This is a genomic window from Falsiruegeria mediterranea M17 (assembly GCF_900302455.1).
GTDB lineage: Bacteria > Pseudomonadota > Alphaproteobacteria > Rhodobacterales > Rhodobacteraceae > Falsiruegeria > Falsiruegeria mediterranea.
On sequence record NZ_ONZG01000012.1, the window covers coordinates 143,918 to 156,410 of the forward strand.

9 protein-coding genes are annotated in these 12,493 nt (G+C 56.7%); 8 read left to right on the forward strand and 1 reads right to left on the reverse strand.

The window, feature by feature from the left end; translation table 11 throughout:
* Positions 1-16: 16 nt before the first annotated feature.
* Positions 17-2,023 carry an efflux RND transporter periplasmic adaptor subunit gene (locus TRM7615_RS20655; protein WP_235824162.1) on the forward strand — a complete coding sequence of 669 codons (2,007 nt, stop codon included), beginning with the start codon at positions 17-19 and terminating at the stop codon, positions 2,021-2,023.
* Positions 2,016-3,974 (forward strand): preprotein translocase subunit SecA, encoded by a 1,959-nt coding sequence (locus TRM7615_RS20660; protein WP_108791264.1) that lies wholly within the window; start codon positions 2,016-2,018, stop codon positions 3,972-3,974. The genes TRM7615_RS20655 and TRM7615_RS20660 overlap by 8 nt, the downstream gene beginning before the upstream one ends.
* A 179-nt stretch (positions 3,975-4,153) precedes the next feature.
* Here TRM7615_RS20660 and TRM7615_RS20665 read toward each other — a convergent pair whose 3' ends face one another.
* On the reverse strand, positions 4,154-5,122 hold the full coding sequence (locus tag TRM7615_RS20665; RefSeq protein WP_108791266.1) for a LysR family transcriptional regulator: 969 nt from the start codon (positions 5,120-5,122) through the stop codon (positions 4,154-4,156).
* Positions 5,123-5,252: 130 nt separating this feature from the next.
* Between TRM7615_RS20665 and TRM7615_RS20670 the strand changes: the two genes are divergently transcribed.
* From TRM7615_RS20670 to TRM7615_RS20695, 6 genes are all read left to right on the forward strand, one after another.
* Positions 5,253-6,260, forward strand: a complete 1,008-nt coding sequence (locus TRM7615_RS20670; RefSeq protein ID WP_108791268.1) for a TAXI family TRAP transporter solute-binding subunit — start codon at positions 5,253-5,255, stop codon at positions 6,258-6,260.
* A gap of 81 nt (positions 6,261-6,341) precedes the next feature.
* Positions 6,342-8,555 (forward strand): TRAP transporter permease, encoded by a 2,214-nt coding sequence (locus TRM7615_RS20675; RefSeq protein ID WP_108791270.1) that lies wholly within the window; start codon positions 6,342-6,344, stop codon positions 8,553-8,555.
* Positions 8,556-8,559: 4 nt separating this feature from the next.
* A complete protein-coding gene (locus tag TRM7615_RS20680; protein WP_108791272.1) occupies positions 8,560-9,798 on the forward strand; it encodes an NAD(P)/FAD-dependent oxidoreductase in 1,239 nt (412 codons plus the stop codon).
* Positions 9,799-9,826: 28 nt separating this feature from the next.
* Positions 9,827-10,567 carry an aspartate/glutamate racemase family protein gene (locus tag TRM7615_RS20685; protein WP_108791274.1) on the forward strand — a complete coding sequence of 247 codons (741 nt, stop codon included), beginning with the start codon at positions 9,827-9,829 and terminating at the stop codon, positions 10,565-10,567.
* Positions 10,568-10,604: 37 nt separating this feature from the next.
* On the forward strand, positions 10,605-11,333 hold the full coding sequence (locus TRM7615_RS20690) for a TSUP family transporter (RefSeq protein ID WP_108791276.1): 729 nt from the start codon (positions 10,605-10,607) through the stop codon (positions 11,331-11,333).
* A gap of 61 nt (positions 11,334-11,394) precedes the next feature.
* The gene (locus TRM7615_RS20695; protein ID WP_235824163.1) at positions 11,395-12,366 is read left to right on the forward strand and encodes a D-cysteine desulfhydrase family protein; all 972 of its coding nucleotides are present in this window, start codon (positions 11,395-11,397) and stop codon (positions 12,364-12,366) included.
* Positions 12,367-12,493: the final 127 nt, after the last annotated feature.

The window sequence follows — 12,493 nt, forward strand, 5'->3', positions numbered from 1 at the left end:
CGCCAGCGGAGCCTACATGCGTGCTTCTGAAACCGCGTGGCGTATCATCGGGTTGATGAATGGTCGCCGGACCCTGGACGAAATCTGGCGAGCAACGGCAGACGCCTTGGGGGACGATCTTCCGACACAGCATGACGTGATCCAACTTTTGATCAGGCTGCACAGAGCTGATGTTTTGCATGCCGCCATTCCGCCTGACATGGAGCGCATTCAGCAACGCGGTCGTGAGGCAGACCGCAAAAAACGTCTTGCTGGCTTTCGCAACCCGCTTGCGATCCGGGTTCCGGTCATCGATCCAGACAATTTCATCCAGGCCACATCATGGTTGGTCCGACCGCTGTTTTCATGGTTCGGGGTCCTGCTTTGGTTGGCGGTCGTCGGCGGCGGGATCTTTGTCGCGCTCCAGAACTTTGAAGCTCTTCAGAGCAATGTTGCCGACAGGGCGCTGACAGCCGGTAACATCCTGATAATTATTGCCATTTACCCTCTCGTAAAAACCATCCACGAGTTGGGCCATGCCTATGCGGTCCGACATTGGGGCGGAGAGGTGCATGAGATCGGGATAATGTTTCTTGTCTTCATGCCGGTCCCCTATGTTGATGCCTCGGCGTCTTCTGCCTTTCGTTCCAAATGGCAGCGCGCCGCGGTTGCTGCAGCCGGCATTGTCGTCGAGCTTTTCCTGGCTGGGGCAGCCGTAATCCTTTGGGTGCAGATTGAACCCGGTCTTCTGCGGGCCGTTGTCATGAACGTCATGCTTCTGGCTGGGATTTCGACGCTGTTTTTCAACGGCAACCCGCTCTTGCGATTTGACGGGTATTACGTGCTGGCGGATCTGGTTGAAATTCCGAATTTGGGCACTCGCTCTACCCAATACCTTCAGTACCTTGCACAGCGATATCTGTTTGGCATGAAAACTGCGGTTTCGCCCGTCATGGCCCGAGGCGAGGCCGCCTGGTTCTTGGCCTATGGAACCCTGTCGCTGATATATCGCTATCTTATCATGCTCACGATCATGCTGCTTGTCGCCGGAATGTTCTTTGAGGTGGGTCTGCTTTTGGCGTTTTGGGCGGGTGTCCTGCTGCTGGTCGTTCCCGCAGTAAAGGGCGTTCGCTTTGTTTTAGGCAGCCCTCGACTCGAGGGTCACCGTACTCGGGCGCTGTTGGTAACCGGCGTTTTGGCGGGCGGTATTTTCTGGGCGCTGTTTGTACAACCAGTTCCATCGGCCACAATCGCACGTGGAGTGGTTCGGGCTCCGGAAGAGTCTCGTGCGGTCAGTGGAGCAGACGGCTTCGTCGAAGAGCTTCTTACCCAGCCGGGTCAGATTCTGGCCCAGGGCGATCCCATTCTTCGTATCACCGACCCACTTCTTGACGCTCGTGTTCAACAGCTTGAAGCGCGTATCGAGGAACTGAGGCTCCGTCGATTTGACGCTTTGGTTAGCGACAGGGTCCAGGCGGATTTGATCGCGCAAGAACTGGGGTTGGCAGAAGAAGAGCGCGATCTGGCCATTGAACGGCGTGGTCAACAGATCGTAACTGCACCTGTTGCCGGGCAGTTGCTGCTACCGGCGGGCGACGACCTGGTCGGGCGTTTTGTCCAAAAGGGAGAGGCACTGGCCTGGGTTATTGGTGACGAACCCGGTACTGTGCGTGTCGTCATTCCTGAGGCGAACATCGATCTGTTGCGCCGTAGTATCGACAACGTCCAAATGCGCCGATCCAGCGCCCCCCTGGACGCCATTCCGGCGCGTCTGAGCCGTGGAACACCTGCGGCTGTGCCGGTTCTACCAAGCGCTGCTTTGGCAACCGAAGCCGGTGGCCCCATTCCAATCGACCCAACAGCTGACAAACCACTGACCCCAGTTGGCACAGTGTTTGTGATTGATGTGCTGCCTGCTGATGGGCGTCCACTCAGGGCATTGGGTGAACGGGTCTCGGTTCGCTTTGATCATGGCTCGACGCCTTTGGGCTCACAGCTTTTGCGCGCAGTGCGTCAGGTTTTCTTGCGGGATCTCAATGTCTGACACATTTCCAACCCACTCTGGCGGGGCTTTTTATCCGCGGGCAGCAGTCCAGCCCAAAAAGTCCAAACTCGACCTGTGGGTCGAGTCGTTTACCACATTGCCGCGTCGCCGTCTTCAGGCCAGACCTTCGCGTATTTTTGCCTGGAGAGTTCTTTCTCGTGGGCGCAAGTTCGCAGATCTTACCGACGATCAGCTCGACGCTGAAATCAAGAAGGTCGCGCATCGTTTGCGTGCGGCGCGCGCGAAACCGCGAGAGGCGCTTCTGGTCCAGTGCTTTGCTTTGGTTCGTGAATGCGCCGGACGTGAGCTTGGCCTACGGCACTATGCCACCCAGATTCTGGGTGCACGCGCCGTATTGAATGGTGCGGTTGCCGAAATGCAGACAGGTGAAGGTAAGACGCTTGCCATTACACTTGCGGCAGGAACTGCTGCATTGGCGGGACGGCGTGTGCATGTGATCACGGCAAACGACTATCTCGCAGGACGTGATGCCGAGACAATGAGAGTGCTCTACACGCGTTTGGGTCTTACGTGCGAAGCGGTGGTACCAGATTGTTCAAACGATGAACGTCGCGATGTCTTTGACGCTGATATTGTTTATGCGTCGGGCAAAGAGGTTGCCTTTTCTTTTCTGCGTGATCGCGTTGCAATGGGTGGGCGCACTGGCGACATTGGTCTGGGCGCACGCGCCTATTTCGAGAATACACAACTCCTGCTTCCTGGCCTGCAATTTGCCATCGTGGACGAAGTGGATAGCGTAATGATCGACGAGGCCCGCACACCGCTTATCCTTTCGGTTCCGCCTTCGGATGCCGAGGTTGAAGCAGAAGCGTCCCGTTCTGCCTACGCCATCGCATCGCAGATGCGAGAAGGTAAAGATTTTCGCCTGGACAGGCTTCGCCGCCAAATCGAACTGACGCCTGCGGGTCACGATCATCTTGATGAAAGCACAGATATGATGCCCGAGCGCTGGCGGCCGACGCCGATCCTGGACGATACCATTCGAACCGCCCTAAGTGCCATTCACCTGCACAACCTGGACGAACATTACATCCTTCGAGACGGCAAGGTCGAAATTGTTGATGAGTATACCGGTCGGGTGATGCCAGATCGCTCATGGTCAGCCGGGCTTCATCAGGCCGTCGAAGCAAAAGAGCAAGTGGACATCACCACGCGTCGCGTCACACTTGCGCAGATCACGTTTCAACGCTTTTTTCAAAGGTACCTCCACATTGGTGGAATGACGGGTACAGCGACCGAAGCTGCAGGAGAATTCTGGACCGTTTACGGATTGCCGGTTGTTTCTATCCCCACGCACAAACGGTCACGCCGTCGAACATATCCCCCCCAGGTTTTTGCCCGCGCCGCAACTAAATGGGCGCGCGTTGCAAAACGGGCAAAAGAGCTTTCAACCAAAGGCCGCCCCGTCTTGATCGGGACCCGTACAGTTGCAGCATCCGAAGCCGCCAGCGCAGTGTTGACCGCACATGGTGTGACCCACCGTGTCCTGAGCGCAGCCCAGGATGCGGATGAGGCTGCAATCATTGCAGATGCGGGGCGAAGCGGAGCTGTGACTGTTGCAACCAACATGGCTGGACGTGGTACAGATATCCTGTTGGATGATCAGGCTCGGGCGGCAGGCGGACTGCACGTCATCATGACGGAATGTCATAGCGCACGGCGCATCGACCGGCAGCTTGCTGGACGTGCGGGGCGCCAGGGAGACCCCGGAAGTAGCGAAGCAATTCTTTCGGCCGAGGATTCCCTGCTTTCTGAATTTGGCGGTTCGTTTACCAATTCTCTTTCCCGGTTTGGCGGACGGGCCACCCTCTCTGTTTTGACCAAAGCCCAGTCGAGGGCCGAACGTGAACATGTTCGAGCGCGTAAGAAACTCTTGGAACTGGACGAACAACTGGCCGAGAACCTCGCATTCACAGGCACCCCGGAATAGTCGACGCCATCATGGGCTGGTTGAGATGTTCAATACCAGTCCATCTGTCGACGTTACTTCGCCAAGCGGGTTCAGTCGCCAAATTCGCCGCATCTGTCAGGGCGAGTGCGCTTTTGGCAGCGCCCACCGGAGTGCATTCAGCCCGCTGCGGTTCGGCCTGCTTGAAAAGACAAAGCAATTTAACTCTGCCCACTTCCTGCTTGATCCATGCCAATTGCATGAGGATTGGCCTTCACGCTTTCCAACCGCGCTAACACCTCGGCTTTCCAGCCCGCTTTGATTTTCAAAGCCAGTTGAGATGGCGGTCGGTGGTCGGGCTCAAGAAGTGCGTATTCGTATCTTAGCGGTTTCTCGAATGGTAAAAACGCGACCTTTCCGTTTGACAGGTTTAGTTCACGTTCTGTCGCCACGGTCAACGGATCCACGATTGAGTAGCACTGACCGGAACTTACAAAGGGTATCAAAGGCAGAAAGTACTGACAGGTCACCGTTGGGTTGTAGTCAGCGGATACATCCTCAAATTCTTGTCGAATTTTGCGTTGGAATGGATGCGTGGGGTGCAGCCCTCCCATAGGGCACCCGTCAAGGTCGGAAACGTTTATCTTCTTGTGGGAAGCAAGCGGACTGTCTCTATCTACGGCACAAAAACAATCTGCCCGGATCAGTTCTGTTGAGTATTGAGGCTTTTTCCCGTCTGAATGCTCGAAGTCTGCGAAGCCGAAATCAATGTTCTGCGTGCCTGCAAGCTCCATGATCTGCGGCGAACTGCGCGTAGACAATGTGATACGTATTTCGGGGTTCTCGCCGACCGATTGGCTGATATAGCGCGGGAACAAGAAGGCGGATGGACCTGGCATTGTAGCAATGTTGAGGCTGCCGGAATGCCCTTTTATAAGCCCCTCCATTGTGCTGGAGATCGCTGCGAGGCGATCGAGAATACCTGTGGTCTCAGCCAAAAGGTAATGGGCTTCGGGTACAGGTACCAATCGCCGCCCCTTTCGCTCGAACAGTGGTAGCCCCAGCGTCTTTTCAAGGTTCTTTAACGCAAGGCTGATGGCGGGTTGAGTACGGTTTAGTTTCTTCGCGGTTTGCGAGATGGAGCCGGTTTCCATCACTTCACGGAATACAGTGAGTTGTGTCAGGTTCATGCAAAGATGTATAAGGTAAAGTTTAGTTTTGTGAAATATAACAAATTTGTATTTATGCGTAGTTTCTCTAGGCTTCAAAGATCGAAAATTCGGCGGAACCGAATCCAACGATCCAACAAGGGAGACTAAGATGAAATTTGTGAAAAGCCTGGCTGGCCTTGCGTTGGCAGGTGCTCTGGCAGCCCCCGCTCTGGCGCAGAACCCGACCTTTTTCCGCATTGGCACCGGTGGTGCAGGCGGCACCTATTTCCCCATCGGCGGGACCATCGCAAACGGTATTTCGGCCCCTCCGGGTTCGCGCCCCTGTGATCAGGGTGGTCAGTGTGGCGTTCCCGGTCTGATTGCCATCGCGCAGTCAACCACCGCCTCGGTCTTCAACAACGCCGCCGTGCAGAATGGCGAGCTTGAGGCCGGCCTGGCAGCTGCTGACGTCACCCGCTCTATGTATCTGGGTGAGGGTAAGTTCGAAGGTAAACCGCACCCCAAATTGCGCATTGTGGCCAACCTGTTTCCTGAAGACCTGCACCTGGTGCTGCCAGCCGGATCGACGATCAACGATCTGGGTGATCTGGAAGGCAAGCGCGTCGGCATCGCTCAGGCTGGGTCGGGCACACAGGTTGCCGTGCTGCAGATGCTGGATGCCTGGGGCGTCAACCGTGATAACATGGACGAAGCCGAGTTGAACAACAGCCAAAGCGCCGAGCGCCTGGCCGACGGTCAGCTGGACGCCTATTTCTATGCCGCAGGCTGGCCGGTTGCCGCAATGGTCCAACTGTCCTCGACCAAGGGTATGAACCTGCATTCCTTTACCGACGAAGACATGGCAAAGATCAACGAGATCATCCCGGCCTATATCCCATCGGCCATTCCAGGCGGGGTTTATGAAGGTATCGACGCGGAGACCAAGACCCCTGCGGTCAGCGCCATGCTTGTTGTGTCCTCGGATCTGTCAGAGGATCTGGTGTATCAGTTGACCAAGGCGATGTGGAACGACAACACCCGCAAGCTGCTGGACAACGGCCATGCCAAAGGCAAGCAGATTACCGCTGAAACAGCGTTGGACGGTGTCGAAGCATTGGGTGTCCCGCTGCATCCAGGTGCCGAGAAGTTCTACAAGGAAGCTGGTCTGCTTCAGTAATCGCAACCGACTGAAACCTGTTGCCGGTGCCCCTCATGCGGGGCACCGCACTCTTGAATTATGCGAAATCAGGGGCACATCATGTCCGAGACCCAGAAACTTGATGACCACGAACTGACGGCCGAAGAGTTGGCCGCCATCGAGGAACAGTTCGACGAAGGCGCCGCTGTCCGGCAAGTCACACCAACCACTGGCAAGGTCCTCCGCGTCGTTGCCCTGATCCTGGCATTTTACGAATTCTTCACAGCCGGGTTTGGCCTGCCTGCAGACCACTGGCACATGGGCATCTACCTGGCTCTGCTTTTCATTCTGGTTTACGCGACCATTCCGATCATCGGATCGCAAAGCCTTTATGCGCTGAAAGTCAGCCGGTTCCGCATCGGCAACATCCCCCTCTATGATCTGGTCTTCATGGCGCTTGGCATCGTTGCAGCGCTGTATGTGGGCATGGCCTGGCGCGGTATCCCGGCCCTTGGGATCGAGGAACAGACGTTCCGAATGGGCAACCCCAACACCTACGACGTAGTGCTGGGGGTTATCATCATCCTGTTGGTGCTGGACATCGCGCGTCGCACTTTGGGCTGGGTACTGCCGCTGATCATCTGTGTCTTCATCTCTTACGCCTTGCTGGGTCCGTATTTCCCCGGCTTGCTGCAGCATCCCGGTGTGAACTTCAAAACCTTCGTGTCGTCGATGTACTTTCCACAAGAGGGAATCTACGGCGTCACGTTGTGGGTTGTTTCGACCATCGTCTTTCACTTTGTGCTGTTTGGTGTGATCGCGCAGCGCACCGGTCTGGGGCAATTGTTCATCGACAACGCCACCATCCTTGCCGGACGCTATACCGGAGGCCCGGCAAAGGTGTCGGTGGTTTCCTCGGCCTTCTTCGGTACGATCTCGGGCTCTTCGGTGGCCAACACCGTCTCAACCGGGGCACTGACCATTCCCAACATGAAACGCCTGGGCTATCCGGGCCACTTTGCTGGCGGGGTTGAGGCCGCGTCATCGGCGGGGGGACAGATCACGCCGCCGATCATGGGGGCTGCGGCCTTTATAATGGCCGAGTTTCTTGAGGTTCCTTATACCACCATCGTGATTGCCGCGATCTTTCCGGCCATCCTGCACTATGTCGGGGTCTTCGCTGTGGTGCACCTGATGGCTCGCAAGCTGAACCTGCAGGGGCTGGCGAAAGAGCAATTGCCGCAACTCAAGGCTGTCTGGGCCGAAGGCTGGGCCAATATCGTGCCACTGATCGGCCTGCTGGTCGTGCTGTTCACAGGCTACACCCCATTCATGTCCGCTTTCTGCGGTATTTCGTTGGCGGTGATTGCCGGCATGTCCCGGATCAAACAACCGCCGACACTGATCTACGCGGCCGCGTTCCTGGCATTTGTGCTTTGGAAATTCTCGGACGGTGGTTTTGACCTGACCATGACGGCCATTCTGTGCGGCCTGTCGTTGATTGCGACCCTGAATCCGCAAAAGCGCATCGAGGTGCCTGAGATGCTGCAGGCGGTTGAACTGGGTGTGAAATATTCGCTGGCCGTGGGTGCCGCAGCCGCTGCCGTTGGCATCGTGGTGGGCGTGATCAATACCACCGGCATCGGCTTCCGCATCGGTTTTATGGTAACGCAAGGCGCAGGCAATCTGGCTGCTGATCTCTACAACATGATTTCGTTCGGCAGTTTCCAACTGTTTGCGATGGAAGACCTGCAACTGTTCATTTCGCTGGTGTTCATTGCCGTGGTTTGCATCCTGATGGGGGCGGGTATCCCGACCACCGCGCTGTACATCATGCTGGTTTCTGTCGCGCAGCCTGCGCTCGCACAGCTCGGCGTTCCACCGATCGCAAGCCATTTGTTTGTTCTCTACTATGGCGTGGTGTCCGAGATCACGCCTCCGGTCTGTACATCCGCCTACGCGGCTGCGGCCATTGCAAACTCCAACCCCTTCAGGACAGGCTTGTCCGCCTTTACCCTGGGGTTGGGCAAGGTGATCGCGCCAATGGCTTTTGTCTATGCGCCGGTTCTGCTGTTCGTGTCCTCAACAGGCTTCAACCTGTGGGAGTTCACCTACACTGCGACCAGCTGTATCGCTGGGGTCATCGCTCTCTCTGCGGCCGTGGTAGGGTACTGGCTGAAGCCGCTGAACGTGATGTCGCGTATCCTGTTGGCCATCTCGGGTGTGATCTTTGTCGCGCCTAGCCTGACCGCCGATCTGATTGCATTGGCGGTGGCTTCGCCTGTCATCGTCACTCAGTTGATCGCACGCAATCGCAGCCAATCTCCGGCCTGATGTGATGACCGAACAAGTTACAATCATCGGCGCAGGGATCGTTGGCATATGCTGCGCATTGTCCCTGCAAGAAAGGGGCATCCCGGTCCGACTTGTGGACCGAGGCGACCCGGGGCAGGAAACGTCGTTCGGCAATGCCGGAGTGGTGTCGCCGTGGTCGATCATTCCTCAAGCCGTTCCGGGCATTTGGAAGAAACTCCCCAAAATGCTGCTGGATCCCAAAAGCGCATTGTCGGTTCGAGCGTCATTTTGGCCCAAGATGATCCCTTGGGGGATGCGCTTTCTGGGCAAGTCCGACGAGAAGTCCGTGCGCGAAGTGTCCGATGCGATGGAGATCCTGTGTCGCCCATCCATTGATCTGTATCGTCGACACCTACACGGAACCGGACATGAAAGCCTGATCGCCGACAGCTACTATATCCACGCTTTCCGCCACGTGAAAGAGGCTGATCTGGGCGGACTGGGTTATCTGATCCGCCGGGAAAAAGGTGGTGATCTCGAACGTGTCGACGGCGCGGAATTGCGGCACCTGGAACCTGCCTTGTCCGAGGATTTTAAGGCCGCAATCGTGATCAAAGGCCAAGCACGTGCAACCTCTCCGGGACGTGTCGGTGCGGTTCTGGCTGAAAAAGCACGTGCTCAAGGTGCCGAGATTGTGCGAACCGAAGTCACAAAGCTGACCCGAGCCCCGGATGGTTGCTGGCATCTTGCCACGCCGCAAGCGACCCTGCATGCGCATCATGTCATCCTTGCCGCCGGGGTGTGGTCTGCGGATCTGTTGAAACCATTGGGCTTGCCCGTTCCGCTTGTGGCCGAGCGGGGGTATCACGTAGAATTCCCATGCGCTTCAGCCGTTCTGAATAACTCGGTCATGGATGTGGATGCCAAGGTTGTTGCAAGTTCGATGCACAGCGGTCTGCGAGTTGCCGGTACCGCCGAATTCGCCAGCATCGATGCCCCCGCGGATCCGCGCAAGGAACAGATCCTGACCGAACAGGCAAAAGCCATGGTCCCCGACCTCGATACTGACAAAGCGCAGTTCTGGATGGGGCGACGCCCGTCGTTCCCAGACAGCTTACCAGCGATTGGGCCGATCGACGGCATGGACGGGCTCTACGCCGCTTTTGGGCATTCTCACTACGGCCTGATGATGGCTCCGAAAACCGGAGAGCTTGTGGCGGACATCGTGTCTGACCGCAGCCCAAATATCAGCCTGGATGCATTCTCGCTGGCCCGCTTCTAAATCTTCAATTCGAAAGGATCCAAGCACCATGCCAATCTACGAAGGCGGTCAGAACATCTGCGGGGCTTCGATCGGGGTTCTGTGCCTTGAAAGCTATTTCCCGAAACCACCGGGGCATATCAAGAACCCATCCAGCCTGCCGTTTCCGGTGCTCTATGAAATGATCGACGGCATCACCGTCCCGACCCTGCTGAACAACCCTACGCCCGAGTTGCTCGCTCCTTTCATAGAAGGTGCAAAAAGGCTTGAAGCTGAGGGCGTTCGGGCCATCACAGGAAGTTGTGGTTTTCTGGCCCTGTTTCAAAAGGAACTTGCCGCAGCTGTGTCCGTGCCCGTCTTTGCGTCCAGCCTGATCCAGGTGCCCCTGGCCTTTCACATGACCGGAGCAAACGCGCCAGTTGGTGTGCTGACCGCTGATGCATCGGCACTGACACCGAGGCATTTCGAAGGTGTCGGAGCGGCAGGTATTCCCGTTGCGGTACAAGGGCTGGAGGACACCAGCGAATTCGCAGAGGTGATCTTGCGGAACACACGGACCCGCATGGACACAGATCTGATCGAAGCCGAGGTTCTTGGGGCCGCTCGGCGACTGAAAAACCAAGCTCTGGACATCCGATCATTGGTACTGGAATGTACCGATTTGCCGCCATATGCCGCGCGACTTCAGCAAGAACTGCAACTTCCAGTCTTCGATTTGACGACACTGGCGCAGATGGCCCATACCGTTGCGACGCGCGAACCCTATGCTGGCAACATGCCTTGGACATAAGGTTTCAGCCGTAACACACGCGACATGGGGAAACTGAGTGTCCGTTGACCTTGCCATCCAGATGGTCGCCATAGGCCTTGGCGCAATGCTGCAAGTCGGCGTTGGAATCGGGTTCAGCATAATTGCGGGCCCGCCAATGATGATACTGCTCGGCACGTCGACGGCCGTTCCCGTTTTGCTGCTGCTGAACACCGTTGTTTCGGTGGTCGCGACGAATCGACATGTGCTGAACACCGACCGTCAGACCATTCGAACGGCAATCATCGGTTGCCTCGCCGGAGTGGTCGTCGGTCTCGCTGTCTATCCCTGGTTGACCGAAGCGTTTGTCCTTGCCCTGACGGCCAGCCTGTTGCTGATCGGGCTTCTTACGACCTTGCTGCCCCTGCGCCGCTCTGTTGGCACGGCCGGGTTCCTAACCATTTCCTGTTTGTCAGGGTTGGCGACCGTTTGGGCCGCGACACCCGGCCCACTTATGATCTTTGGATTGATTGCCAAAGGCCGCGGCGCCAAAGACGTCGCAAAGCTGGTCCAACCTATCGCCTTGGTGGGCTATGGTACCGCATTCCTGTTGCACAGCCTGTCAACGCCGCAAGCATTCGGCTATGGCCTGCAAATCTGGGGCTTCGTTGCGCTGACATTGATCAGTAGCCTGATTGGCCGACGTGTGAGGCCGGTTTTGCCGCAGACGCTCGTTACCACCGCTATTAGAGTGGTTTCTTTTCTAGCCTGCGGTGTTCTCTTTCATCGCGCATTTACGATCGCATAAAGTCGAGAGGCAGAAGATGACGCAAAAGAGCATTCTGGACAGGTTTCCAAGAGCCCAACTCATGTCAGGTCCTACACCCTTGGATCGGTTGGACAGGCTGTCGTCGGAGCTGGGCATAGACCTCTGGTTGAAACGCGATGATCTCACCGGTCTTGGGTTCGGTGGCAACAAGACACGGCAGCTAGAGTTCTACTTGGGAGATGCCGTGGAACAAGGGGCCGATACTATTCTGATCACCGGCGCTGTTCAGTCCAACTTTGTTCGATCTGCTGCTGCCGCTGCCGCCAAATTGGGCATGCAATCCGTCTTGCAACTGGAAGAACGTGTGCCGGATATGGGCGAAGAGTATTACAGCTCTGGCAATGTGCTGTTGGCAAAGATCTTGGGCGCCGAACACATGAGTTATCCCGAAGGTGAAGACGAAGCCGGAGCAGACGCTGCGCTGCACGCGCGCGCCGACGAACTGAAATCTGAGGGGCGCAAACCTTATGTCATTCATCTGGGATTGAACCATCCACCCTTGGGCGCCTTGGGCTATGTCGCCGCCGGACAGGAATTGTGTCGGCAGATGCCAGATGCGGAAGCGGTCATCGTCCCGTCGGGGAGTGGAGCCACGCATGGTGGGGTGTTGACGGGAATGGCCGTGGAAGAAAATGCAGCCTCTGTATTCGGCGTCTGCGTGCGCCGCGATCGAGAAAAACAAACGGCCCGAATGGGCACCGTACTTCGGAAACTGGCCGATTTGCTGGATATCGACGCAGTGCCGTTACAGGACAAGATCAACGTATTGGATGACGCACTCTCCCCCGGCTATGGCAAAATGAGTGGAATGACCCGTGCGGCCTTGGAAAAAATGGCGCGCACCGAAGGAATCTTCCTTGATCCCGTCTATTCAGCCAAAACCTTCGCAGGGCTATTGCATTTGGTGAGTACAGGAGAAATTCAACCCGGACAGAAAGTTGTAATGCTTCATACAGGTGGGTTGCCTGCGCTTTTCGGTTACCAGAGCGCGTTGCTAGACGACCCAACCTAGATCCGGTTCTGTTACTCGCCTTTGACCGCCGACGCGCTCGAATGCAGAGGGTGAAAAATCGCGCGTGTTTCCAGTCGGGATCACGCCCCGCTGGACCGTTGGATTGCTGGGCGACTTCCATATTTAT